Below are 24,817 nucleotides of genomic sequence, written 5' to 3'. Positions count from 1 at the left end.
AGGAATTATTAAGGTGGATTTCCAGGGTTTTCAACATATTTTTCCGCCGGCTGTACTTATCCTTATTGCCGCAGGGCTTATTTTTCTTTCCTGGGCAGCCTATAGAAAATTTAGCAGCATCCCTCCCTTAAGCCGATGGGGACTGATTTCGTTAAGAGCTTCAGCCCTTATCATGATTCTTTTGCTTTTACTCAATCCCTATTTCTATTCTTCTCAGGAAATTGAACTGAAACCAAACATTGCCGTATTTCTTGATAATTCCGAAAGTATTGGGATAACAAAAGGCGATTATAACGGTCTCCAAACCTATAAGGAGCTTTTAAATACCCTCGATTTTGAATCACGTAATATTGCTGACATCCAGTTCTATTCTATAGGAGAAACGGTTTCGGAATTTAATCCTGATTCTCTCAATGCCTCCATAACCCAAACCAATTTATCTGATCCAATTAATGCTGTTTTGGAAATGGAAGAACAGGTTCAGGCCGGTGTTATCATTTCGGATGGAATCATAACTTTTGGCAGAAATCCTTCTGTAAATGCTTTTAACTCCTCCATCCCACTTTATACAGTAGCTATTGGGGATACTTCAAAGGTTCGTGATATTTCGGTTTCGAATGTTTTGACGAATGCCACCGGATATACAAATACAAATCATATCATTGAGGCTGAAATTACTCAGTCAGGCTTTGCCAACAACACGGTTACGGTTTCTTTGGTGTCTGATAACGAAACTCTGGACACTCAGGAAGTAAGTTTTGAAACTGATGATCAGCTAAAACAAGTGAGTTTTGAGCTGGAACTAACAGAACCTGGACTCAAGCAATACGACATACGAATTGCTCCTCTTGCCGATGAATGGACTCAATCGAACAACAACCGTTTGTTCACCATTGATGTTTTAGATAGTAAAGTGAAAATCTTACACGTTGCTTTTGAAATTCACCCTGATATAAAAGCTATTCGTTCCATCATTCAACAAGATGAAAGCAATGAGTTAACGACTTTAACCTGGCTTGGAGGCAATCGTTTCGTTGAAGACCTTCCTGAAGAATCAGACTTCAATCTCGTCATAGTTCACGGGGTCCCCAACACTCAGGAAGTATTCCCCTTTTTAGAAGACCTTGAAAACACTCCGACCTTATTTTTTGAATTAAGTACTTCAAGGATCAATCGGGTTCAAAACCAGAATCTTCTTGAGCTGATTAACAAACGGAACAATCAGGCATCACAAATAACATTGAATCAGCTGCTTGAAGCTGATGAACAACCTATTCTTGAATTACCGGCCATTAACTTAGCCGATTCACCTCCCCTTTACTCTCCCTTGCGAACCGAGCTCAGTGCTTTACAAAGCACGGCCTTATTTTCGATCAACTACGACGGCCTTAATACTGACTTTCCTGCTATTGCAGTTTTAGAACAGGGGAATATTCGAAGATCTCATGTTCTACCCTGGGGTTGGTATAGAATGACACAAAGCACAAATCCAAGTCAGCGTGAATTTGTAATAGCCCTGATCTCGAATATTGTATCATGGACCTCCAGCGATCCGGATAATCGCTTATTACGCATCTCACCGTCTAAAAAAACTTTTAGTACTGCAGAGTCTGCTATCTTGAACGGGAGCCTTCAGAACGAGCGTGGCGACCCTGAGGGTGATGGCATTATTGAAGTTGAGCTGGAAACTGAGGCTGGAGAATCCAGAACTTTTAACATGGAAAATTCAGGAAATGGAAATTACCGGTTAGATCTCCCCCGCCTTTCTGAGGGTTTATACAAGTATGATGCCGTTGCCAGAAAAGGTGAGCGAGAAATTGAGAGTCAAAGTGGAGAGTTTTTGATTTCAAACTCCAGTTCCGAGCTCACAAATACGATACGTGACGATGAACTTCTGGGTGCTATTGCAAGAAACTCGGGCGGCAGATTTTTTACCTATCAGGATGTGAGCACGTTTTGGGATAGCCTGAGAACAGCAAATGTCTTAGAAACTCAAACTCAGACTATTGAGAATTATTCCTTTCCAGTCCGTTCTGTCTATTGGTTTGTGATCGTATTGTTGTTATTGGGAAGTGAATGGCTGCTAAGAAAATACTATTCCCTTCCTTAATAATTCTAATACATTCTTTCTTCTACTGAAGCCTCTCCTTTTTCATCTATAGAAACGATGAAGATATTACCGTAAGCACTTTCATCCAGTTGTTCATACTTATCCTCTCCAAGAGCAAGATTTACCAGTGCCGGCGTGGTATTGGAATGCCCAACAATAAGCACGGTCTTCCCCTTTTTTGAATCCATCAAAAACCCAATAAAGCCTTGAGGATCTCTTGGATCATACGTCTGAATTTCAGAGCCAATCAAATCGGCAAGAGGTTTTGCTGTTTCCTGTGTTCGTTTATAGGGAGTACTATAGACGGCACTAACTTCAAAATCTTCCTGAAGCAAGTTAGCTAATCTTTCAGCTCTTTCTACCCCTGCGTCATTTAAGGAAGGATCTCTGGTTCCATCATCCATTTTTTCGGCATGGCGAACCATTATTAAAGTAGTTTCTTGTGCAGCATTATCTGTTGATTGTCCTAAAAGTGGTCCGCTGAAAAGAAGTATGGAGCAAAGTAAAAAAAGCTTTTTCATAGTACTGGGTTAGGTTTCTGAATTCAGGAGTTTGCTACGAAGAAAAGAACTTCCTGTTACTTTAGGATAATAAAAAAAGGCCGACTTTCCAGCCGACCTCTTTTGACAGTTAGTATATGGGGTAAATCTATCTTCGTGCAATTACTATGATGAGTCCGATTATGGTTAACAAACTGATGCCAAAGAGAATGGGGATTAAGAATGATTTTGGCTTAGCTTCATCTCTCCATGTCATCATTTCGCTATCAATGTTTGAAATTTGAGTCATGGTAAGAACTTCGCCTTCCTGCACAAATCGGCCCCAGTCACTTTTAATTTTTCCATTCCAGAAATCATAAAAAGCCTGAAAATCCTTATAGTTGTCTTCTGTTACGACTTTCTCACGGCTCGCATCAGTTGCCTTGCTAATAAAGCTATCAATAGCTTTGTAGAAACTTTCATTATTATCGAAAGCACCAAGATCAACATTATTCTCTTCTAGGTAGGTATCCATGGAAGCCCACATATTTTTAGAAGCACTGGCTCTCCAATCGTGCAGTTTTCCTTCAATATTATTCTCCCACTGGTTTGCTTTATCGCCGGCATAAATTCTGGTCAAGTCATCACCAATCTGGTTCCATACTTCTGAGAATCGGCTTTGCACCACATACATTCTTAGATAATCTTCCGTTTGAAGTGATCCATCATTTGATTTAAGAATCTGGATGTTTTCCTCTATCACGGATTGAATCAATTCGAGTGGGTTATCTTGTTGTTGAAGTGCACGAGAGCCGTTTTCTTCAGAAAACTCTGCCAATGCCTGGCCCTGCATGTCTTTATAAGTGATGAAAAGAGAATCAATCATATTGAGAACAAATTCATCTCTTTCCTCCATACTCTTACGGTAACGTTCTACAAGATTAGATAGGTTACTTTCACTTTGCTCTGAAGCTACAATCGCATTTCTCAGCGAATCCGTCCGGCTGTTTAAATTTGCTATTTCAGACTTATAGGAATTCAGTTCTGAAGTAAGGCTGGCAAGTTTCTCATCCTGATTTTCAATAATCAGTAGTTTATGCTCTGCAGCTCTGGCCCTTTGGTGAAGTTCGGCAATACTACCCTCAAAAGAATCAGGGTATAATGCATTATTAAGGAGCTTCTCGTGATCTTCATTGTAATATTCAAAATCCTCGATTTCACCCTTAAGACTATCAATTCTATTGACCGTCATCGCCTCTTCAATAGAGTTCTTTAGTTCAGCATAACGCTCTTCAAAGTTGTTCTTAATCTGATAATCTGAAGTTTGAGCAAATACACTTGCGGTTCCTATTATCAGTAATACTGCTATAAAAGTTGTTGTTATAAGCCGTTTCATGATTGTTCCTCCTTACTGTCATTATTATTCTTTTGGATGCCTTTTTCATTCAGGCTTACAATTTCATTGGTTTCAATCTTTACCAACTGTACAATTCCATCTCTCATATTAAAGGCAGGTTCTGAGACACCGGTGTCAGATACTTTGATTTTCTTCACCAGTTTTAGTGAACCGCTTTCTGGCTCCATCACGTATACATTTTTGAACTGATTAGCAGTGATAAAGTAGAATCCTTCCTCGTTTCTAATCAAGCGCACTTCTTTAATAAGAGTGCTGTCATTTTCTCCAAATTCCTTTTTCTGGAATGGCTGAACGTTGAATGAAATTCCGTGCCGAACGTCATTCACTGTTCCATTTTCATCAGGAGTAAGTACTGATTCAATTTGGTGAGCGTAGTTTACATTTTTGACCACAAACGTTTTGCAAGCCGTGCCTGCCATCACGATTGAAGCCAACAAAATAATCGGAATTAATCTTTGGGGTCTCATATCTGTGTCCTCAATTACTGTTAGTTGTTTGAGTAATTGTATCTACAAACTGAGATTATGTTCCGCTATTCTATGAGAATACTTTCAACCGGAACATTTGGGATAAGTTTTTCGCGGCCATTAAGAAAAGAAAGTTCAATAATGAAGGAATACCCTATTACTTCACCGCCAAGTCTTTGAACTAATTTTGAGGCAGCAGCAGCTGAACCTCCTGTTGCAATCAGGTCGTCATGAATAATTACTTTAGCTCCTTCAAAAATAGCATCCTCATGCATTTCAATGCTATCTTCACCATACTCTAATGCATATGTTTCTGAAATTGATTTTGCGGGAAGCTTGCCCGGTTTACGTACGGGCACAAAGCCGGCATGAAGATCCTGAGCCAGATTAGTTCCAAATAAGAAACCTCGTGACTCCAGCCCAACCACAAAATCAACATGTTCACCTATAAAAGGTTTTTCGAGCATATAGGAAGTAAGTTCGAGCGCCTGTTTATCCTGTAATAATGTTGTGATATCTTTAAACTGAATTCCCTCTTTTGGAAAATCAGGTACGGTTCGTATAGTTTCCGAAATGAAATCTATTATGCTTTGCTCTACTTTTTTCATCCTTTAAATTTATTGTAACTAGTTAGTTCTGAAAATACTTAATTTAGAACCTATTACCCTCCCTTCAGACTTTATATAAACTTTATTTTCACCGACTAAAAGATCTAAGTTCTCCTCAATGATATAGTTGCATTTTTCAATACCCATGGGTCTATAAAAATTAGTTGTTCTTTCGTTCCCATTAACGTCAAGCTTTACTTGTTTGTCATCAAATTCCTCTGAAACTAAACAAGCTAGTATTTTAAAATGATTACTGTTTGTGCGAACGTTTGTTGAATAAGGATTAAGCCAAACTAAAGAAACCTTATCTGAGTATTTAAAATTTTGAAGAGAAGGCACCTCAATACTTCTATTTTCTCCTTTATTTAGGTAAACATTCATATTGAAGGTTAAGTAAGATGAGGATTGAACTTTAATGTTATACAGTCCAACAGGTAATCTAATATCATTTTCTCTATCAAACCATTTTGCAACTAGATTCCCTTGATGGCGAATTGCAAATTCTGTATCAGAATATTTTTTAGAGTAAATTTTCATTTTTCCAGTACCACTAGAGAAATCTAAAAGGTATTTTTCAGGGTTAACTGTTAGGGCAAGTGTATCATTACTTTTTATAGAAATTTTTTGATTATATGTCTTTCGATTTAAGCCTTCAGCATAAAGTTCATAAAGACCAGGTTCTAATTGAAAAATACCCTCGCCAATCCAATTCTTAACCTTTGTTTTTCCTCTTTCCAAAGTGAATTCTAGTGAATCTTGGTTTGTATTTAATTTTAAATAAGAATTGAATCCACTCTTATTTTCCTCTTCATCAAAATTATTTTTTGACGCAAACATATCCTCAATGAATAGTGTCCATGATTTACCACTTTGAAGTTCTATGCCTAAATTTTTGAATACATATTTTTCAGGTATAATATATTCTCCGTTTACTTCTAGATAACTTGCATTGACAGGTACCAGAACTAAGTATCCATAATCTTTTTTGAATGTACTAACGACATTTTTATCTGACTTAAAATTTAATTCAAGAAGTTCAGTTTTTATTTCTATTCCTGCTGCAAGAACTCCAAACAAGTCTCTGTTCTCCTCCCAGTTAGGTATAAAAACATCGCTCTGTACAGGTTTAGATACTAGGCTTAATTGTATATTTTGAGCCTTCAACGGAATAAATACTAAGAAACAAAAAACTGAAATTGTCAAAATAAATAGAAATATAAACCTACTTTGCTCTACTTTTTTCATCAATATTGGATTAAGTTCGCGCCAAGGTAGTTAAAACCATCGATAGCAATCAAGTACTATGAATAAAATTGATCTTCCGGTTTGGCAACAACATCAGCGATTTATGGCTCGGGCTTTTATGCTCGCTGAACAGGCTTATGATGAAGGTGAAGTTCCGGTGGGTGCCATAGTCGTTCAGGATAATCAAATAATTGGAAAGGGCTACAATCAGGTTCAACGCTTAAATGATCCTACTGCCCATGCTGAGATGCTGGCTATATCGGCTGCATGTGAAACACTAAATGAAAAATACCTTAGTGATTGTACACTCTATGTAACGCTTGAACCCTGCCCTATGTGTGCAGGCGCAAGTGTTTGGAGCAAACTGGGAACAGTTGTATTTGGAGCTACTGATGCTGCAGCCGGTGGTTGCGGCAGTGTGTTTAATATCGTTGCAAATAATAAACTCAATCATAAAGTGTCGGTTATTCAGGGAGTAATGGAAGCTGATTGTGAGCATCTCATGAAAGCATTCTTCCAGGAAAAAAGAGAACGATAAAGCAGATTCACTTTTGTTGTATTTTTTTCCTACAATCGGTTAGCTATTCAAAATTAGACACGCTGGGCTTTAACCAAAACTAAATTGATTAATCATGTCTGAAGAGAATAAAAACAAAATACCCGTCTGGTTCTGGATTGTAGGATGGGGCGCACTGCTTTGGAATTTAATGGGTGTATTTGCCTATATCATGCAGGTAACAATGAGTCCCGAAATGATGGCAAGTATGCCGGAAGCTCAGCAGGAAATCATAGCAAACACACCAGCCTGGGCAACAGGAGCCTTTGCACTGGCTGTATTTGGCGGTGCATTCGGTTCTCTTTTTCTTTTGTTAAAAAAGAAATTAGCCCATCCACTTTTCATACTCTCGTGTGTTGCAGTATTAGTGCAGATGTATCATTCACTTTTTATGAGTAATTCCATTGAAGTGTATGGACCCGGTGGTGCTGTGATGCCTATTATGGTTGTATTATTTGGAATAGGACTTATTTGGCTATCACGACGTGCTATAGACCAAAACTGGATAAGCTGAATTAATACTCTATCTACTATTTCAACATATAGAATAACCTATATGTTGAAATAAAAAAGGGAATGAAAAAATGAACCCCAAAAACCCAAACCCTGAATCAGTCTGATTTTAAAAAAACAGAATGACTTATCATAATTAAATATCAATTTAATATACTTTCTATTTGATTCTGCTCTTCTTCTGTTAATTCAAGATTATCAAGAGCGGCTATATTGTCTAATAGCTGCTCTTTTTTACTTACCCCAATCAAAGCTGAAGTAACCACCTCATTTCTGAGAACCCATACAAGAGCTAACTGAGCAAGAGATTGCCCCCTCTTCTCAGCTACTTCATTTAAAGCTATTATCTTATCAAGCTTTTCTTGGGTAAGGTCATTTTCCTGCAGGAATCCATCTGGATCAGCAATACGAGATTTTTCAGGAATTCCTCCAATATACTTATTTGTCAGAAGCCCCTGGGATAAGGGAGAAAATGGAATACAGCCAATGCCCTCCTCTTTAAGTACGGGAAATAAATCTTCTTCAGGTCCGCGCACAAACATATTATACATGGGCTGATGTATGATGAAAGGAGTTCCTAATTCAGCCAAAATGTGTTTTGCTTGCCGGGTTTTTTCGCCTCCATAGTTTGAGATACCAGCGTATAGTGCCTTTCCTGAGCGTACAATTTGATCCAGAGCCATCATGGACTCTTCAAGCGGAGTATCAGGATCCGGACGATGATGATAAAACACATCGACATAATCAAGATTCATTCTTTTTAAAGACTGGTCGATACTGGAGATAAGATATTTTCGAGATCCCCATTCTCCATAAGGACCATCCCACATTCTGTAACCTGCTTTGGTAGATATAATCAACTCATCACGATAACCTTTAAAGTCAGAATGCAGGATTTTACCAAAATTTTCTTCAGCTGAGCCCGGAGGCGGCCCATAGTTATTGGCAAGGTCAAAATGGGTTATCCCATGATTAAAAGCCGTTCTAAGAATATCTCTGGCATTATCAAGATCTGCTTTACCTCCAAAATTATGCCACAAACCTAATGACAGTATTGGAAGCATTAGTCCACTATCACCACATCTGCGATAGGGAATTTGGCTATAACGATTTTCTGAAAAACTCATTCTTTACATTTCAGGTTAGCAGGTTTGTTTTACTAACTATTAGATACTGAAATTAATCTACTATTTCGGCTATTACTGAATAAATTTTTTGTAATTCTTTTTCCGAAGTACAATAAGGTGCCATTACATATAAAACATTGCCTAATGGCCGCAGCAAAACTCCATGATCAACACATTCTTCCTTAATCTTTTTAGCCGCTGAATTTAAATAACCACCTTCCTCATCATTCTTGATATCCATTGCGGCAATTGTACCAGTAATTCTAAAATGCTCGAGTTTAGGATGATTTTTCAGCTTTTGAATTTCTGTTTTGTGAATTTCCTCAACATTTTTGAAAGCCTCTTCCCTTTCCAGAATTTTCATTGACGCAACGCCTGCTGCACAGCCAATTGGATTAGCCGTATAGCTATGACCATGCCAAAATGTTTTTATGGGATCTGAAGAATTGAAGGTTTGATAGATTTCATCCGAGCATACGGTAGCAGCCAATGGCATGAATCCGGCTGTTATTCCTTTAGACAAACAAATGATGTCAGGTTCAACTTGTGCTCTTTTACAGGCAAAATAATCCCCGGTACGCCCAAAACCAGTCATAACTTCATCAAAGATAAGTAACACCCCAAACTGGCGGTTTACCCAATGTAGTTTTTGCAAGAACTCTTCACTACACATGCGCATTCCTCCGGCTCCCTGAACAAGAGGTTCCATTAAAATACCGGCGTATTTATCAGGGTTCTTAGCAAGAAGATCTTCCAGCTTCTCAATAATTTCATCTTCTTTAGTAGACCGGCTCTTGTCATCAATCCAGGTTTCAGGAAAAGGAAGCACTTCAACATCAAAGAGAAGATCCTTGAATACATCCGTAAAAACAGATCGCTCTCCCGCTGACATTGCCCCAAACGTATCTCCATGATAAGCGCCTTCAAAGCAGATAAACGTTTTACGGGTTTCACCTTTATTCCTCCAAAACTGATAGGCAAGCTTCATTCCTACTTCAACAGCTGTAGATCCATTGTCAGAATAGAAAACGCGGTTCAGGTTCTTTGGAAGTTTCTCAACTAACATCTCAGCCAGCTGTTCTGCAGGATCGTGAGTAAAACCGGCAAAAATTACATGCTCTAAGGTTTGAGCTTGTTCATAAATTGCATCTGCTACTTCAGGATGAGTGTGGCCATGAATGTTAACCCACCAGCTTGAAATTGCGTCTATAACTTCCCGTCCATCTTCAAGAGTAAGCCAAGAACCCTTCCCGCTTTTAACTTTAATAGGATCAGGAGCGTCTTTAAGTATGGTAAAAGGATGCCAGAGATTTTTATGCATATGAAATTTTAGATTTTAAATCTTGAACGCTTACTTAGATCCGTTCAGCATTCAAAACCCGTCATTTATAATTTTTTAAAAGCTTCTTTAAGTGAATGAAGACTGACTTCTTCTAATGGCTCAACCTCCCAAACCGGAATTTGTCCAAAATGCTCGATTGTTTCTTTATTGCTTTGGTGATGAGCACCATTCAAAATCACCCCAAACACCTCTACGTTTCGTCTTCTAAGAGCCTCTATAGATAATAGAGTATGATTGAGTGTCCCTAGCTCGCTGCGAGCTACAAGCAAAACAGGCAGGTCCAAATGAGTAATCATATCAAGTATGGATTCTTCCCAGTTAATTGGAACCCAAAGACCACCAGCTCCTTCAACGATTAGGTGATCCGTTTTAAATTCAGGAAGAGCAAAGTCTGTCAAAGAAATCTCGACATCATCAATATCAGCCGCGCCATGAGGAGACATTGGAGTATGTAGCCGATACCGCTCCGGGATAATTCTTTCTGAAGAAGCCTCAGAGACCCGTTCTACAAACTCGGTATCCGTTTCTTCGTCAAGACCTGCTTGTATAGGCTTCCAATAAGTAGCATCCAAAGACGACATAAGCATTGCCGAAACGAGTGTTTTACCAATTCCAGTGTCAGTGCCAGAAACAAAGAATTTCTTAGGGAAATTTATTTTCATTACGCCATATCTTTTTTGGCTGCCAAGTAAACGACATGCCATTTTACTTTAATTTTTTCTTCTGACTGTTCATCCCAGTGATTGATCAAAAGGCGAAATTGTTTTGAACTGAGCGAATTACCTTTCAAATTTTCAGATGCTCCGATACTCTTTAAATGCCGGAAAAAAGAAATGGCTGAATCAAATTCCTCAAATAAATCATTCTCGTAATAATCGATTTGCAGAGGTCCCATGGAAAGTTTTACCACCACCTCTTCTACCTCAGGCATTGGATTGGCCGTGTACGGTATGCCGAGTTTGAGGCAGTTTTCATACCACTGTTCGAAAGTATGATTCCCCGGGAATGAACATAGCAGAAGCCCACCGGGTAAAATGGATTTGGATAATTCTTCAAGTACCAGAGCGGTGTCATCAAACCATTGAGGTGCAAAGTTGCTGATTACCATGCTGTATTTTGGTTCATCAGCTTTGAAAGAGTTGGCATCCAAAACTTTAAACTCGATCTTTTCTGATAGTAAACCTTCTCTATCCAGTTCTGCTTTACAAAAATTCAACATACCAGGAGCTATATCAGAAATCACAAATTCCTTATCCGGGAAGTGTTTGATAAGTTTCTTAGTAAGAAAGCCTGTTCCACAGCCGACCTCTAAAATTGGTCCGGGTGGTAAGAGATCTCGCCAGGGTAATAGTGAAGAGATTAAACCCTCGGCTACTTTATTCTGAATTTTTGCTTCTTGATGATACTGCTCAGCAGCATTTCCAAAATTACGGGCTATACTACTGATGTCTTTTCTTTCTATAATTTCCATTGTGCTGAAAAATAGGAATCATTGCATTGATAAACGACCAGCAATCTTGAGAATGTGTAGCGGGCAAGCAATGACCTGCTTCTTTTATAAAATGATAAACCGCATTGCCTTCCGTGAATTCGGTAAAACCTTTTCCTCTATTCTGAAACAAAATGTGATCATTCCCACCGTCCAGACTTATGATAGGTTTACCATTTTCTAGATGATTAAGGTCAAAGGCACTTGTGTCCAATTTTTTTAAATCACTGAGCATCAATTCTTTATCATACCTTCCATCAGGAAATTGCTTTGGCTTCTCTGGATAGAATGCATTTTCTGCAAACTTTTTAAGCACTTTATCAGGATGTAGTTCTAACTCAGAAATCATCCTTTTTAGCACCATTTTAGATTTTTTTGTATCAACACCTATGCCTGTATGAAATTCTTTAAAACCGTTAAAAATAATGATGCAATTTGCTTCTTGGATGCTTTCTTTTGGGCACCAATGCAATCCAAATGAGTGCAGGAAGAGCACCTTCTGTGTAGCATCATTAGAGAATCGGGGTAACTTCTCTTCTAGATAATAGCCTCTATCAGCTGTTTTGAATGCAACGCTATCGGGTAAAACATCTTCCCAATTCTTCCAAAATGAGGCATTAAATCCCCAGCCATGGTAAGCAATTATTTCTGTTTCAAGCCGATTTCCAGTTTCTGAAGGCACTTAGCAGTTGGTTTATGTCTTTCTGTTGATGTTTGGCCGTTATTGTTATTCGAATCCGGGATGCACCGACTTCAACGGTTGGTGGTCGTATTGCTGTGGCTAAAAAGCCCTGTTTTTCTAATTCTTTAGATAAAGCCAGTGTTTCTTTTTCATCGCCAATTATGACGGGTATAATTTGCGAATTTGTGTCACCTGTTTCAAACCCTATTTCGTTAATACTATTCTTAAACAGCTCAATATTGCGATGTATTTCAGCTCTCTCATTATCCATAGTTAGAATGAGTTCTAAACTAGCATCAAGGGCTCCAATTACTGCTGGCGGCAAGGCTGTGGTATAAATAAAACCGGGACAGAAATTGATCAGATAATCCTTCATTTCTTTTGAACAGGCTACAAAAGCGCCAAATGAACCAAAAGCCTTCCCGAAAGTACCCAAAGAAATATGGATTCCACTTTTCCGAAAGTTAAATCCCAGTCCTTTTTCACCATATACACCAAGCGCATGAGCATCGTCGGAAAACAGAAGCGCATTATATTGTTCAGTTAAGGATATAAGTTGCTCTAAATCGCTTCGGTCTCCGTCCATACTAAAAACCGTTTCAGAAACCACCCAAATTCTATTATATGATTTATCCTGCCCTTTCTTTAGCAAGTCCTCTAAATGGTCATAGTCATTATGATTAAACCTTTGAAGATCAGCTCTGCTTAGAATTGCTCCCTGCAGTAAACTATTATGAACTTTCTTATCTGCTATTACTAAAGAATTGCGGTCGGCCAGTGTAGCTAATACCGTAGCATTTGCCTGGAAACCTGTATTAAAAAGCAGCGCCGCTTCGACTTCGAAAGTCTCTGCCAGCTTCTTTTCCAGTTCTTCATGAATAGAATAATTCCCGCTTACTAGTCTGGAAGCCGTAGCCCCGGCTCCAAACTTGGCAGTAAATTCTCTGCTTCTTTTTATGACCTCCGGATGACTAGCCAATCCGAGATAATCATTGGAGCAAAAATTTAACTTAGTCTGACCCGATTTTGATACTCTGGCGCCTTCAAGTTCCGGACGTATGGTTTCAAGATCCCGAAACTGAAGCTCAGTTCTACGTTGATTCAGAGCTTCGCTAATAAAATTCAGTTTGTTAGTTCTTTCACTCAAATGTTAAGAAGCCGGAGATTTTGTTTTGGAAGTCCAGGTAGAATCAGACTCGAATGTTCTTCCCATAGCTCTGAATTGCCGTACAAAAGGCAATTTCTTCCGCACACCTGGAGCAAACTGATTGTAATCGACCATAAACAATCTATTTGTATCTGGATCATAATAGGTGAAATTAACGAACGGGCCACCCATTAAACCATTAATCATGTGCCATGTACCGCGGGTTTCGTAAGCAATTAATCGTCCTTTTTGGAAAGATTCAGTAACAACAGGACGACCTACATCTTCATTCTCATAAGTCTGAACGTACATGGAATCACGAGCTCCTTTAATAAACTGTTTAGAAAGTGAGTCGCGTGTAGCAATGATCCAATCATCGTCGAGAAAGGAAATATCTCTTACATCGTCTTGGTACCAGATCCACATCCATCGATCGTTTTGAGGTAAAAACCGGCGATAACTAATAAAGTTTAGTGTGTCAATATTCTTGATATAGTCATGCTGGAATCGAACTTTGAAACCCCTGTTTGCCCATAACGAGTCAGATAGATAGGACTGTTCTTTTTTCTCGTAAACGAAATATTCCCACCTTTCTAATTCTTTTTGAAGCATATTAGTGAGCAAGGAATTTTCTGTATTTCTGATTTTTTGTGCTAAAGCAGAATCAGAAGTTGAACTCAAAATCAATACGTACTGATCTCGGTACCATTGATCTTCAACTTGAAATGAGAAACTTTCTCCGGATTTAACCCGCTCTTCAACCGGCTCATCAAGGAACCCGCGTATTTGTCTTCCTACGTTAGACTCTTCATTAATAGGAGCAGCAAAAATTAAGTTCTTTTGATTTCTGAGTCTTTCTAAATGGGCTTCAGATCTAATTTGCGTAAACCTGAGGTCGTAAAAAGGCTCTCCGTTCGGTACGGTTAAAACCCACTTTCCGAAAACATCTCGAATTGCAGAAGCAGTTTGGCTTTCCCACTGTGTTGAATCCATTACTACAACAACTTCACGGGTGTTGCCGTCTGCTAATGGACGATAATCCCCATCACAAGACACAAATAGTAAGGCTGTGAAAATTATTAAAAATGAACCTATCGATAATCGCATATTGAACTATTAATTTCCGAATTTCAATGAATGAACAAAGGAAAACAACTCAGATTGCCAGCCTTTATTCGGGTAATGTTGTTTGATGGTATCAATTAAGGCACTTCCAACAATAAATCCATCGGCATTTGATGCGATATCGGTTGCATCTTCATATGACTTAATTCCAAAGCCTACCATAACCGGATTCTTTGTGATATTTGATTTAACCCGCTGTATAAACCGATTTACAGATTTAGAAACTTCGCCTCCATCCCGAGCTCCGGTTACGCCCGTAACTGAAACACAATATACAAATCCTTCTGACTTTTCATCAGCCTGCTTCATGCGTTCATCAATGGTATTTGGAGCTACCAAATAAATTAAAGATAGCTTGGAATCTTTGGCTTGCTGCTCAATAATCCCTCCTTCTTCAATTGGAATGTCGGGTATGATAAGTCCGTCTACACCAGCTTCTTCGGCTTTCTTGCAGAACTTCTCGACTCCATATCGCAATACCGGGTTCATATATCCCATAAGGATAATTGGGATTTCGGATTGCTTTCGGACTTCCTTTACCATATCAAAAATCTTATCCATAGTGATACCATTTTTAATGGCAATATCACTTGAATATTGGATGGTTGGACCGTCTGCAAGCGGGTCACTGAAGGGCATCCCCAACTCGATGATATCAGCTCCGTTTTTTTCAAAGCCCAAAATTAGGTCCACAGTAGCATCCAGATCTGGAAAGCCTGCTGTAAGGAATAAACTCATGAGTTTTGATTCTTTTCCATTTTCTTCAAATACATTTTGAATTCTATTCATAGTATCGATCATAAATTCTCAGAAATAGTACCCATGTCTTTGTCACCACGACCTGAGCAATTCAGAATAACAATTTCGTCTTTTGATGTTTCGGGCATGAGTTTTTCTAACCAGGCGAAAGCATGCGCAGTTTCAAGTGCCGGAATAATACCTTCCAGCTTTGATAAGAGCTTTACTCCTTCCATAGCTTCCGTATCAGTAACGGCATTATATTCTACCCTGCCCAAGTCTTTCAAATGAGCATGCTCGGGACCCACACCTGGGTAATCAAGTCCTGCACTGATTGAATGAGCGAGTTCGATCTGCCCTTCATTACTTTGAAGAAGGTAACTTAGCGAACCGTGTAAAATTCCGGGCGTTCCTTTACTCATAGTAGCTGCTGTTTTTCCAGACTCAACGCCAAAACCAGCTGCTTCAACACCAATGATGTTTACTTCCTCATCATCAATAAAAGGATAGAAAAACCCGATAGCATTCGATCCTCCACCTACACAAGCAATTAGATAATCAGGATTCCTTCCTTCGTATTCATGAATTTGATTCTTGGTTTCCCGGCCTATTACTTCATGGAAATAACGAACCATCATTGGATAAGGATGAGGACCTACTACTGAGCCAATGATATAAAAGGTGGAATCAACATTCGTTACCCAGTCACGAATAGCTTCATTTGTGGCGTCTTTTAGAGTTTTTGAGCCACTGCTTACTCCACGGACTTCAGCTCCGAGAAGCGTCATTCGGTCAACATTCAATTTCTGGCGAACCATATCTTCCTCGCCCATGTATACGATGCATTCAAGGCCAAACTTAGCGCAGGCTGTCGCCGTTGCTACTCCATGCTGTCCAGCTCCAGTCTCAGCAATGATGCGCTTCTTACCCATTCGGCGAGCCAGTAAAACTTGTCCAATTGCATTATTGATCTTATGAGCTCCGGTGTGGCATAAATCCTCCCGCTTGAGATAGATTTTGGCTTTTCCGTAATGCTCTGTTAATCGGTTAGCATAAGTCAGCTTAGTTGGCCTTCCCACATATTCATCCAGCAGTAACTTGAATTCATTCTGAAATTCAGGATCATCTTTAGCCTTTTTGAACTCCTTTTCCAGTTCCTGTATGGCTGGGATGAGAATTTCAGGGACGAACTTTCCACCATAATTTCCATAATAGCCTCTGGCATCAGGGAAAGTGTATTTTTTAGCTTTTGTTTCTGTAGTCATGATATCGGTACTCAGTTAATTAGTCTCTATAGTCTTCATTTGATCCATAAAGATTTCTACCTTTTCAAAATCTTTAAGACCGGGTTTTTGCTCTAAACTGCTTGAAACATCAATGGCATAAGGCTGAACAGTTTCAGTGGCTTCTTTGATATTTTCTGCATTCAATCCTCCTGACAAGAAGAAAGGAATATCAATACTTGCTTCATTAAGCATATTCCAGTCGAATGATTTCCCTGTTCCGCCCCAAAGACCCTCGATCTTTGTATCGAAAAGAAGGAACTCAGCTACTTTAGAATACTTATCAATCTGATGTTCCAACAAATAAGGAACCGTTTCTTCTTCAATATGAATGACTTTGATGATCGGTTTATCCACAAGTTCACAATACTCAACTGATTCATCTCCGTGAAGCTGTACGAAATCAAGGCCGGTTTCTTTAGCTATACGATTCACGTCATCGAGGGGCTGATTTACAAATACGCCAACCTTTTCAGGACCTTCTATCCAGTTGATGATAGCTCCTGCCTCTCCGGGTTCAATGTAACGTGGGCTCTTTTCATAAAAGATAAACCCGAGGTAGTCTACTAAAGCACCCGCTGCAAAGCGTGCGTCTTCCAGGTTGGTGATGCCACAAATCTTAATTTTGGTGCGTTCGGTATTATTACTCATTGTTCAACAGTAATGAAAATGCTTCTTCAGTTTGCTCAATTAGGTCTTTTACGCCTTGTCCGGGATCTTTTTGTTTCATGAAATACTCTCCGATTAATGCCGAATGAATACCTTCCTTCTTCAATAAGGCAAGATCATCACCCGATGACAGTCCGCTTTCTGAAACCAATGTGGTTCCCTCAGGCGCTTGCTTTAAAATGGATATTCCACGATGGACATCCACTTCAAAAGTCTTTAAATCTCGATTGTTTACACCAAGGATGTCAATCAACTCAAAATCTATTCGGTCAAAGTCATCCTGATCATAACATTCTACTAATGCATCTAACCCAAATTCTCTGGCTGCATGAAGCAGTTCTTCAAGCTGACTCCCTTCAGTGATTGCAACAATTATTAAGGCAGCATCAGCTCCATAAGCTTTTGCCTCTTTCATCTGATAAGGGTCGATAATGAAATCTTTTCGGAGGAGTGGCAATTTGACCCGTTCAGAAATTGCTTCTAAATATTTTAAGTCTCCTTTAAAGAAAGGCTGATCGGTTAGAACAGAGATTGCTGAAGCACCTCCTTCCTCGTATCTCAAAGCGATATCAACCGGGTCAAAATCCGGCCGAATAATTCCTTTTGATGGAGAGGCTTTCTTTACTTCTGAAATTATGGAAACTGATTCGTTACCAGAAAGAGCTTTTTTGAAAGATATTGGTTCTTTCTCAAAACCAGCAAAAGAGTTAAAATCGTTAAACGATACCTTTCCCTTACTTTTGGCAAGGTCTTCAGCTGTTTGCTCTACTATTTTGTCTAAAATGGTACTCATTAATACTTAAACGTCCCCATCGCGTCATTAGTAGCATCTACAAAATCATTTAGCATCTTGCGAGCTTTACCGGATTCAAGGGCGTCTATGGCTAATTCTTTAGCCTCTTCCAGTTTCTTTACTTTTCCTGAAGCTTGAATTGCAAAAGAAGCATTCAGTAACGCAATGCCTTGTTGGGCCTCTGTTGCTTTATTAGACATAATGTTGGTCAAAATTTCGGCATTTTCTTCTTTCCCACCGCCCATCAAAGCATCCATTTCTACTTTTTTAAAGCCAATTGATTCAGGATCAAACAATATCGAAGTTGAAACAACCTTGTCTTTAAGTTCAAAAATTTCAGATTGGGAAGTCAGGCTGACTTCATCGAGTCCATCATGAGCGTTAAAGGTATAGGCAAAATCGGTATCCAGATTAGCCAGGATATGCACCATTTTTTCCGCTACTTCTTTGTTGAAGGCTCCAATAACATAGCGTTGGACTCCCGCCGGATTTACCATTGGCCCTAAAATATTAAAGAACGTTCTGAACCCAAGCTCACGGCGGGTAGGCATTACATACTTCATTGCAGGATGAAACATTGGGGCAAACATAAAAGCCATCCCAACTTCACTAAATACCTGCTCTACGCCCTCTTTTCCAAGCTCTATAGAAGCTCCTAAATGCTCCAAAACATCTGCACTTCCACATTTACTGGATGCACTGCGGTTTCCATGCTTGATAACTGCAACTCCAGCTGCAGCCGTAATAAAGGACGATGCTGTAGATATATTGAATGTACCTGACTGATCTCCTCCCGTTCCTACTAAGTCAATTGCTCCTTTGATATCTACATCAACTTTAACAGCTTTAGAACGCATTACTTTTACGAAAGCAGTGAGTTCTTCCACCGTTTCACCTTTAAGCCGCATAGCTGTAAGAAAAGCAGCAATTTGCTCCTCAGAAACTTCACCTGTCATGATAAGGTTCAGAGCTGTTTCGGCCTCGATTTGGCTTAGGTCTTCAGAGAAAGAAAGTTTATTTAATATGCTTTTGAAATCCATTATTGTCGTAACCAGTTTGAAATGAGTTTAGGTCCTTCGGTGGTTAAAATGCTTTCGGGGTGAAATTGGATGCCCTGAATGGGGAATTCCTTATGCCTGACACCTTGAATTACTCCATCATCAGAATGAGCGGTAATTTCGAGAACATCTGGAATAGTATCGGGGTCTAGAATCAGGGAATGGTAGCGGGTTGCTATAAAATCTTTTTCGGCCCCATCAAATATAAATTTCCCATCATGTGAAACTTTTGAGACTTTGCCGTGCATGAGCTTAGGGGCATGAACTACTTTAGCTCCAAAGACTTCCCCAATGGCCTGATGCCCCAGACAAACGCCTAAAATTGGAGTCCCTTTACCTAGTTCTCTTATGATCTCTTCAGTGATTCCCGCTTCATGAGGTCGCCCCGGTCCGGGTGAAATTAAGATCTTCGACGGCTTTAGCTCTTTAACTTCTTCCAAAGTCATAGCATCGTTTCGGATAACTTTATAATCATCGGTTTCTGCAGCTACCAGATGGACCAGGTTGTAGGTAAATGAGTCGTAGTTATCAATTATTAAAATCATAAGTTAAAATGCCTCACAATACCGGTTACTTCTCTAATCGGTTGCATGACAGTTTCAGCTCTTTCACGAGCTTTCTTACCACCTTCCCGGAGAACATCGTGCACGTAATCTAAATCTTTGGCTAATTCTTTTCTGCGTTCTCTGGCTTCACCAAAATATTCTTCAATCATCCCCAAGAGTTCTTGTTTAGCGTGACCGTAGCCATAACCACCCGCTTTATACTTCTTAGCAATCTCTTGCTGTGTTTCCTTGTCAGCAAAAAGCTTGATCAGAGCAAATACGTTATCTGTTTCGGGATCTTTGGGATCTTCAAGTGGCGTAGAGTCAGTATCAATAGACATCACACGTTTCTTTAAGGCCTTTCCTTCCGCAAAAATATTAATGGTATTTTTGTAGCTCTTACTCATTTTACGTCCATCGGTACCCGGTACTATGGCAACCGACTTCACTATGTGCTCTTCCGGAAGCTTGAGGTATTCCCCATCAAAAGTATGGTTAAACTTACCAGCCAAATCACGTGTAATCTCAATATTCTGTTTTTGATCTTCTCCCACCGGCACAACATCTGAGTGGTATATCAGGATATCTGCCGCCTGAAGAATTGGATACGTGAACAAGCCAATGTTAGGGTTGAGACCAGCTGCGATCTTGTCTTTATACGAAACGCCTTTTTCCATCATAGAAACTGGAGCTAAAGTTCCAAGTATCCAGGCTAGCTCGGTAACCTGCGGAACATCAGACTGAGCAAAAAACGTCGCTTTTTCAGGATCCAGACCCAAAGCCAGATAATCCAGCGTAACATCAAGGGTATTCTGTTTAAGTTGTTTTCCATCATTCAGCGACGTAAGTGAATGATAATTGGCTATAAAATAGAAAGCCTCTCCCTTCTCCTGCATTTGAATATGCTGGCGGATGGCTCCGAAATAATTTCCAATATGAAGTTTGCCTGAAGGCTGAATTCCGGATAAAATTGTTTTAGTATCGCTCATTGAATATCTAAAGCTACGCTAAGCGCCTGAATAAGTGCGCCTGCTTTGTTTTGTGTTTCTTCAAATTCTTTGGTGGGATTACTATCGGCTACAATCCCGGCACCGGCCTGAATATAGGCTTTGTTTCCTGTTACAACCATGGTTCTAATGGCAATACAGGTGTCCATATTTCCTGAGAAATCGAAATAACCGACTGCACCAGCATATGTGCCACGCTTAGTTGGCTCAAGTTCGTCAATAATCTCCATGGCTCTGATTTTAGGGGCTCCACTAACCGTGCCTGCAGGGAAACATTGCATCAGAGCATCAACGGAAGTTTGATTGTCCTGAAGTTCACCAACTACGTCACTTACAATATGCATCACGTGTGAATATCTCTCTATAACCTGATTTCGTTCCATTTTAACGGTTCCGGCTTTGCATACACGGGATAAATCATTGCGTCCTAAATCCACCAACATAATATGCTCGGCCACTTCCTTAGGATCGTTTTTCAAATCCTCTTCTAACGCTAAATCTTCTTGATGCGTTTTACCTCTTGGTCGTGTTCCGGCAATAGGCAAAACGCGGGTCTCTCCCTCTTGAACTCTAACCAAGACTTCCGGTGATGAACCCACGAGTTGGAAATCCTCAAAATCTAAATAAAATAAATAAGGAGAAGGATTAACCATTCTTAAAGCTCGATACAGCATAAAAGGGTCTCCACTCATATCAGCTTCAAACCGCTGTGAAAGAACTACTTGAAAGATATCCCCTTCATAAATGTATTCTTTCCCTTTCTCTACGATCTTCTCAAAGTAATCCTGTTTCATATTACTAGTAAGTGAATCTGTATCAATAGTAAAGGGTCTGCTTTCATAATTAGAGCTGAGAGCCGCTGCTTCCATTTCATACAGACTTCGCTGAGCTTTTTTATATGCCTGATCCAGGTCTTCTTCTTCCTCAACAAAAACTGTTTTAATCAATACGATTTGGTGTTTCACATGGTCGAAGGCAAAAATTTCGTCGTAGAATGCCCAAATCGCTTCGGGAAGATTCAAATCATCATCGGGTACATTAGGCAAGTCTTCAACCAACCGAAAAGTATCATAAGCTGAAAAACCGACGGCACCGCCTTTGAGTCTGGGTAATTCAGGGAGTGTTGGTTCAGAGTAAGCTGTAGTGAGTTCTTTCAGCTTCTCAAAGTAGCCTATATCAATGGTCTCTTTGTTTGATGAAGTTTCCAGTTTCGTTTCCCTCCCGTCAAATACTAGCTTTTGATATGGATTCCTTCCAATAAAAGAATATCGGGCAAGCTGTTCCCCTCCCTCTACCGATTCGAGTAGAAAAGGGAACTCGGCTCCTTCTCTTATATTCATAAATAGAGAGACGGGTGTTAGTACATCAGCGAGTAATCTTCGGTAAACCGGTACTGCTGTATATTCGTCACTTAGTTTTAAAAATTGTTCTTTAATCATAGAATTTCATTTCAACAATCAAAATAGTTGCACCGACGCAGAGCGTCAGGATCGAGTCGATGTCCATACGCGACTCAAATCATATTTCTTTAGAAACCTGAGCCAATAAATTCACTGTTGGTTCCGTACGCTCCGCGTCGGAACCATTATAGTCATTACTGGTTATTTGAAGACTGATGAACACTTCACGAATAACCAATGACGAACTTTTATAAACAAAAAAACCCACAATTCCGGCGGAACAGTGGGTTTGGTTACATTCTTTCTCTATCGCTCAATCACATACGAGACCCACTGTTATTTTCTACAACAGGCCACCACCAAGAATTAAGTTGAACGATTTGGTTTTTCATAACGCGACGAATATAACGGCATCATAGAGTACATGCAATATCAACTTCCACAATTTAATAAGTTTGAAACCGTATTGGATTTAAGAATGATGAATCCTTACCATTACAGATCAATCTTTTAGCAGCTATATTATTTTGAAGCACCTATTCATCTACGGTACTCTTTTGGCATTTTTAAGTCTTGGTTTTATTGCATGCGACCAGACTGCAGGTCCGGACGAAATTTTCCAGGATACATCCGCTATAGTTAATTTTGAGATTACTCCCTCTGAGGTCAACTTTACTTCTGCAAACGACGGAATTAAAGACACTACCGTTCAGGTATCTTTTGAGGCTTCCACTATTAATCTTGGAAATGATGAGCAGCTTACTCTTTCAGTATTCAACCGATCAACAGATGAATTGGTTTTACAACGAACTTTGACTGAAAGCTCCACGGCTAATCTTTATGAGGAAACCATTCCCTTCGAAACTAAAACTACTTTTTTCAGTGATTACATCGTGTATCTGAGAATTTCCGGAGACAATTCAAGTACCAGTTATGCACAAGGGAAGTTAAAAATTTCCGGTTTTTCCGTCGTCCCTCCTACAATTATCAGTGTAAATAACCCCGAATCTATAATACGACCAAATCAGGGTAACAGAGCAGTAGCATTTCAGGCTAAAGTATTTGACGATGAAGGCATGGATACTATTGAAGGAGTTTATATGAGGTTAATAAGCCAACAAACTGGTAGTGAGGTTTCAGGATCTCCATTTCAGCTTTATGATGATGGAGATAACGGTGGTGACCCCGCAGCCAATGACTCTACCTTCACCCTGGGTCTACAGATCAATTCATCAAATCAACTACAGGATTATGATCTGGAATATTTTGCCATTGACAGAGGTGGATTGGTAAGTGATACCGTAAAAAGCACATTTAGTATTATTGAATAAATGAAAAAATTATTAGTTGCTTTTACTTTTATACTCATCCCTTTTATGGGTCTAGCTCAAGTATATGGTCCGCTGGGCGAAAATACAGAAACCTTCAATACTATTCGTTTTAACGGTGTGAGTACCATTCTTGCTTATGGTGACACCGTCTGGATCAGCCCCGAGCTAAACAGAAATATTGGTAACGCATCTGAATGGTTCCGCCCAGAAGGTGCTGATAGTGTAACGGACAATGTTGGACGGGTTTATTCTTTAGAACTTGGGCAAGATACTGTGCTGGCTGGGTTAGGATATACAAATTCAGATGCTGAAGGTTCTCCACAAACAGCTTTTGGTTATTATTTTTCTGTTGATGGAGGAGATTCATGGAGATTTGAGCCAGATGTAACCGATCCAGACCCTCCTTCTAAATGTTTTTCTTCTGATCCGGATTATGAACAGCCTTCGAGTCTTGATGATTACGACCCTGATTGTGACATTCAGTTTACGTATGGCGGAGTAACTTACAATAGAATACGATTCACAGTCCCAGAGCTGTCCCCTCCTTATGAAGTTGATTTTAAGGACGAGGTAGTTTTCTCAGCAAATTTTAGTGGCGGCTTATTGCGAAGCACAGATTTTGGACAAACATGGGAAAGAGTCATCCTTCCGCCTGATAATGTCTCTGAACTTACTCCAGAAGAAGACTATTTGTGGAGCTCGAACCTTAGCCTCTCAACAGGAAGTAGCGTTCAAATTAACAGATATGATCCAAGAAGTGATTTCTTATTCAATCTCAGAGTATTTGGGGTTTACATTGATACCCAAAATCGGGTTTGGGTTGGAACCGGAAATGGAGTAAACGTTTCGGACAACGCTCTGACTGCCCCAACAGATAGCATCAGGTGGTCTCACATTGTGTTTGATGGTTCTGTAGATGGACTGATTGGGAATTGGGTTATTGAAATTAAAGAAGAACCCAGTACCAATAGAATTTGGATGACCAACCGTGTAATTGAGGCTGGAGTCGAAAAACAAGGGATTGTTTATACAGATGACGGTGGTGAAACATTTACTCAGATGCTCGTTGGCGAACGTATCAACGATATTGGGTTTAAAGATGGATATGTTTTCGCTACAGGCGAGAATGGACTTTTTATATCTTCCAATGGTGGGGATACCTGGATCAAATCTCCTGAGATAAGAAGCCCAAATACTTTTATTAAGCCTTCTGCAGTGTATTACTCGGCAACTTCAACAAACGATAGAATTTGGATTTCAACAGAAGATGGAATCGCCTCTCACCAGTGTTGTACAGCTGGGCAAACTTTTGATAACTGGGAAATCACTCGCGTCAACTTCCCACTTAAAGGCGGTAATATACATGATGAGGGACGGGATGTTAATACCTATGCCTACCCAAACCCGTTCTCTCCTACTGTTCACGAATTGGTTCGAATTAAGTTTGAGGTGAAGAATCAAAGTACTGTTAAAGTCAGAATTTTTGACTTTGGAATGAACTTAGTTCGTGAAGTCGAAAATAATTCTTTCCCGCCCGGAACCTATGAAGCTGTTTGGGATGGACTTGACGGTAAAGGACGCAAAGTAGCTAATGCACCTTATATCTATGTGATTGAAAACGGAAGCAGGCAAGTGAACGGTAAAATTTTGGTGGTGGATTAATGAAGATTTCACACAGATATCAAA

Annotated in this window: 24 protein-coding genes; 5 read left to right on the top strand and 19 right to left on the bottom strand. The window is 39.7% G+C overall.

Annotated elements, in window-relative coordinates:
- Nucleotides 1-13: 13 nt before the first annotated feature.
- A complete protein-coding gene (locus tag CL667_01630) occupies nucleotides 14-2,110 on the top strand; it encodes a hypothetical protein (protein ID MAL16384.1) in 2,097 nt (698 codons plus the stop codon).
- A 5-nt stretch (nucleotides 2,111-2,115) separates the two neighbouring features.
- Here the strand turns inward: CL667_01630 and CL667_01625 are convergent, their stop codons facing one another.
- The 5 genes from CL667_01625 to CL667_01605 all read right to left on the bottom strand — a co-directional run bounded on the left by CL667_01625 (nucleotide 2,116) and on the right by CL667_01605 (nucleotide 6,326).
- Nucleotides 2,116-2,631 carry a phosphoglycerate mutase gene (locus CL667_01625; protein ID MAL16383.1) on the bottom strand — a complete coding sequence of 172 codons (516 nt, stop codon included), beginning with the start codon at nucleotides 2,629-2,631 and terminating at the stop codon, nucleotides 2,116-2,118.
- 127 nt (nucleotides 2,632-2,758) lie between these two features.
- Nucleotides 2,759-3,985 carry a hypothetical protein gene (locus CL667_01620; protein ID MAL16382.1) on the bottom strand — a complete coding sequence of 409 codons (1,227 nt, stop codon included), beginning with the start codon at nucleotides 3,983-3,985 and terminating at the stop codon, nucleotides 2,759-2,761.
- Nucleotides 3,982-4,443 (bottom strand): hypothetical protein, encoded by a 462-nt coding sequence (locus CL667_01615; GenBank protein ID MAL16381.1) that lies wholly within the window; start codon nucleotides 4,441-4,443, stop codon nucleotides 3,982-3,984. The genes CL667_01620 and CL667_01615 overlap by 4 nt, the downstream gene beginning before the upstream one ends.
- A 95-nt stretch (nucleotides 4,444-4,538) precedes the next feature.
- Nucleotides 4,539-5,081, bottom strand: a complete 543-nt coding sequence (locus CL667_01610) for an adenine phosphoribosyltransferase (GenBank protein ID MAL16380.1) — start codon at nucleotides 5,079-5,081, stop codon at nucleotides 4,539-4,541.
- A gap of 18 nt (nucleotides 5,082-5,099) precedes the next feature.
- Nucleotides 5,100-6,326 carry a hypothetical protein gene (locus CL667_01605; GenBank protein ID MAL16379.1) on the bottom strand — a complete coding sequence of 409 codons (1,227 nt, stop codon included), beginning with the start codon at nucleotides 6,324-6,326 and terminating at the stop codon, nucleotides 5,100-5,102.
- 58 nt (nucleotides 6,327-6,384) lie between these two features.
- Between CL667_01605 and CL667_01600 the strand changes: the two genes are divergently transcribed.
- Nucleotides 6,385-6,864, top strand: coding sequence for a tRNA-specific adenosine deaminase (locus CL667_01600; GenBank protein ID MAL16378.1), 480 nt, complete (start codon nucleotides 6,385-6,387; stop codon nucleotides 6,862-6,864).
- A 94-nt stretch (nucleotides 6,865-6,958) separates the two neighbouring features.
- On the top strand, nucleotides 6,959-7,396 hold the full coding sequence (locus CL667_01595) for a hypothetical protein (protein ID MAL16377.1): 438 nt from the start codon (nucleotides 6,959-6,961) through the stop codon (nucleotides 7,394-7,396).
- Nucleotides 7,397-7,538: 142 nt separating this feature from the next.
- On the opposite strand, the gene CL667_01590 is transcribed toward CL667_01595, so the two are convergent.
- From CL667_01590 to trpE, 14 genes are all read right to left on the bottom strand, one after another.
- Nucleotides 7,539-8,522: an L-glyceraldehyde 3-phosphate reductase gene (locus CL667_01590; protein MAL16376.1), complete on the bottom strand. Its 984-nt coding sequence runs from the start codon at nucleotides 8,520-8,522 to the stop codon at nucleotides 7,539-7,541.
- A 52-nt stretch (nucleotides 8,523-8,574) separates the two neighbouring features.
- Nucleotides 8,575-9,843, bottom strand: a complete 1,269-nt coding sequence (bioA, locus tag CL667_01585; GenBank protein MAL16375.1) for an adenosylmethionine--8-amino-7-oxononanoate transaminase — start codon at nucleotides 9,841-9,843, stop codon at nucleotides 8,575-8,577.
- Between the two features lie 65 nt (nucleotides 9,844-9,908).
- Nucleotides 9,909-10,568 (bottom strand): dethiobiotin synthase, encoded by a 660-nt coding sequence (bioD, locus tag CL667_01580; GenBank protein ID MAL16374.1) that lies wholly within the window; start codon nucleotides 10,566-10,568, stop codon nucleotides 9,909-9,911.
- Nucleotides 10,526-11,335: a hypothetical protein gene (locus CL667_01575; GenBank protein MAL16373.1), complete on the bottom strand. Its 810-nt coding sequence runs from the start codon at nucleotides 11,333-11,335 to the stop codon at nucleotides 10,526-10,528. Before CL667_01575 ends, bioD begins: the two co-directional genes overlap by 43 nt.
- A gap of 671 nt (nucleotides 11,336-12,006) precedes the next feature.
- A complete protein-coding gene (gene bioF / locus CL667_01570; protein ID MAL16372.1) occupies nucleotides 12,007-13,182 on the bottom strand; it encodes an 8-amino-7-oxononanoate synthase in 1,176 nt (391 codons plus the stop codon).
- Between the two features lie 3 nt (nucleotides 13,183-13,185).
- Entirely contained in the window at nucleotides 13,186-14,289 is a 1,104-nt protein-coding gene (locus tag CL667_01565; GenBank protein ID MAL16371.1) for a DUF4837 domain-containing protein, read from the bottom strand.
- 9 nt (nucleotides 14,290-14,298) lie between these two features.
- A complete protein-coding gene (locus CL667_01560) occupies nucleotides 14,299-15,096 on the bottom strand; it encodes a tryptophan synthase subunit alpha (protein ID MAL16370.1) in 798 nt (265 codons plus the stop codon).
- A gap of 8 nt (nucleotides 15,097-15,104) precedes the next feature.
- Entirely contained in the window at nucleotides 15,105-16,310 is a 1,206-nt protein-coding gene (trpB, locus tag CL667_01555) for a tryptophan synthase subunit beta (protein MAL16369.1), read from the bottom strand.
- A 15-nt stretch (nucleotides 16,311-16,325) separates the two neighbouring features.
- Complete coding sequence (locus tag CL667_01550) at nucleotides 16,326-16,979, bottom strand: phosphoribosylanthranilate isomerase (protein MAL16368.1); 654 nt, start codon at nucleotides 16,977-16,979, stop codon at nucleotides 16,326-16,328.
- Nucleotides 16,972-17,790, bottom strand: a complete 819-nt coding sequence (locus CL667_01545) for a hypothetical protein (GenBank protein ID MAL16367.1) — start codon at nucleotides 17,788-17,790, stop codon at nucleotides 16,972-16,974. The genes CL667_01550 and CL667_01545 overlap by 8 nt, the downstream gene beginning before the upstream one ends.
- Nucleotides 17,790-18,830, bottom strand: a complete 1,041-nt coding sequence (gene trpD, locus CL667_01540) for an anthranilate phosphoribosyltransferase (protein MAL16366.1) — start codon at nucleotides 18,828-18,830, stop codon at nucleotides 17,790-17,792. The genes CL667_01545 and trpD overlap by 1 nt, the downstream gene beginning before the upstream one ends.
- Nucleotides 18,830-19,393: an anthranilate/aminodeoxychorismate synthase component II gene (locus tag CL667_01535; GenBank protein ID MAL16365.1), complete on the bottom strand. Its 564-nt coding sequence runs from the start codon at nucleotides 19,391-19,393 to the stop codon at nucleotides 18,830-18,832. Before CL667_01535 ends, trpD begins: the two co-directional genes overlap by 1 nt.
- The gene (gene trpS / locus CL667_01530) at nucleotides 19,390-20,382 is read right to left on the bottom strand and encodes a tryptophan--tRNA ligase (GenBank protein MAL16364.1); all 993 of its coding nucleotides are present in this window, start codon (nucleotides 20,380-20,382) and stop codon (nucleotides 19,390-19,392) included. The genes CL667_01535 and trpS overlap by 4 nt, the downstream gene beginning before the upstream one ends.
- Nucleotides 20,379-21,839, bottom strand: coding sequence for an anthranilate synthase component I (gene trpE, locus CL667_01525; GenBank protein MAL16363.1), 1,461 nt, complete (start codon nucleotides 21,837-21,839; stop codon nucleotides 20,379-20,381). The genes trpS and trpE overlap by 4 nt, the downstream gene beginning before the upstream one ends.
- A 518-nt stretch (nucleotides 21,840-22,357) precedes the next feature.
- Between trpE and CL667_01520 the strand changes: the two genes are divergently transcribed.
- Both CL667_01520 and CL667_01515 read left to right on the top strand, forming a co-directional pair.
- Nucleotides 22,358-23,131, top strand: a complete 774-nt coding sequence (locus CL667_01520; protein MAL16362.1) for a hypothetical protein — start codon at nucleotides 22,358-22,360, stop codon at nucleotides 23,129-23,131.
- Nucleotides 23,132-24,793, top strand: coding sequence for a hypothetical protein (locus CL667_01515; protein ID MAL16361.1), 1,662 nt, complete (start codon nucleotides 23,132-23,134; stop codon nucleotides 24,791-24,793).
- The last annotated feature ends 24 nt before the right edge of the window (nucleotides 24,794-24,817 follow it).

Source organism: Balneola sp., from assembly GCA_002694685.1.
Lineage (GTDB): Bacteria > Bacteroidota > Rhodothermia > Balneolales > Balneolaceae > Gracilimonas.
The sequence above is the reverse complement of the archived record's forward strand: the minus strand, read 5'-3'. Positions and strand labels throughout refer to the sequence as shown.

Coding starts and splice junctions, on each gene's coding strand:
- CL667_01625 (MAL16383.1), bottom strand. CDS start 2,631: ATGAAAAAGCTTTTTTTACTTTGCTCCATACTTCTTTTCAGCGGACCA.
- CL667_01620 (MAL16382.1), bottom strand. CDS start 3,985: ATGAAACGGCTTATAACAACAACTTTTATAGCAGTATTACTGATAATA.
- CL667_01610 (MAL16380.1), bottom strand. CDS start 5,081: ATGAAAAAAGTAGAGCAAAGCATAATAGATTTCATTTCGGAAACTATA.
- CL667_01605 (MAL16379.1), bottom strand. CDS start 6,326: ATGAAAAAAGTAGAGCAAAGTAGGTTTATATTTCTATTTATTTTGACA.
- CL667_01600 (MAL16378.1), top strand. CDS start 6,385: ATGAATAAAATTGATCTTCCGGTTTGGCAACAACATCAGCGATTTATG.
- CL667_01595 (MAL16377.1), top strand. CDS start 6,959: ATGTCTGAAGAGAATAAAAACAAAATACCCGTCTGGTTCTGGATTGTA.
- CL667_01590 (MAL16376.1), bottom strand. CDS start 8,522: ATGAGTTTTTCAGAAAATCGTTATAGCCAAATTCCCTATCGCAGATGT.
- bioA (MAL16375.1), bottom strand. CDS start 9,843: ATGCATAAAAATCTCTGGCATCCTTTTACCATACTTAAAGACGCTCCT.
- bioD (MAL16374.1), bottom strand. CDS start 10,568: ATGGCATGTCGTTTACTTGGCAGCCAAAAAAGATATGGCGTAATGAAA.
- CL667_01575 (MAL16373.1), bottom strand. CDS start 11,335: ATGGAAATTATAGAAAGAAAAGACATCAGTAGTATAGCCCGTAATTTT.
- CL667_01565 (MAL16371.1), bottom strand. CDS start 14,289: ATGCGATTATCGATAGGTTCATTTTTAATAATTTTCACAGCCTTACTA.
- CL667_01560 (MAL16370.1), bottom strand. CDS start 15,096: ATGAATAGAATTCAAAATGTATTTGAAGAAAATGGAAAAGAATCAAAA.
- trpB (MAL16369.1), bottom strand. CDS start 16,310: ATGACTACAGAAACAAAAGCTAAAAAATACACTTTCCCTGATGCCAGA.
- CL667_01550 (MAL16368.1), bottom strand. CDS start 16,979: ATGAGTAATAATACCGAACGCACCAAAATTAAGATTTGTGGCATCACC.
- CL667_01545 (MAL16367.1), bottom strand. CDS start 17,790: ATGAGTACCATTTTAGACAAAATAGTAGAGCAAACAGCTGAAGACCTT.
- trpD (MAL16366.1), bottom strand. CDS start 18,830: ATGGATTTCAAAAGCATATTAAATAAACTTTCTTTCTCTGAAGACCTA.
- CL667_01535 (MAL16365.1), bottom strand. CDS start 19,393: ATGATTTTAATAATTGATAACTACGACTCATTTACCTACAACCTGGTC.
- trpS (MAL16364.1), bottom strand. CDS start 20,382: ATGAGCGATACTAAAACAATTTTATCCGGAATTCAGCCTTCAGGCAAA.
- trpE (MAL16363.1), bottom strand. CDS start 21,839: ATGATTAAAGAACAATTTTTAAAACTAAGTGACGAATATACAGCAGTA.
- CL667_01515 (MAL16361.1), top strand. CDS start 23,132: ATGAAAAAATTATTAGTTGCTTTTACTTTTATACTCATCCCTTTTATG.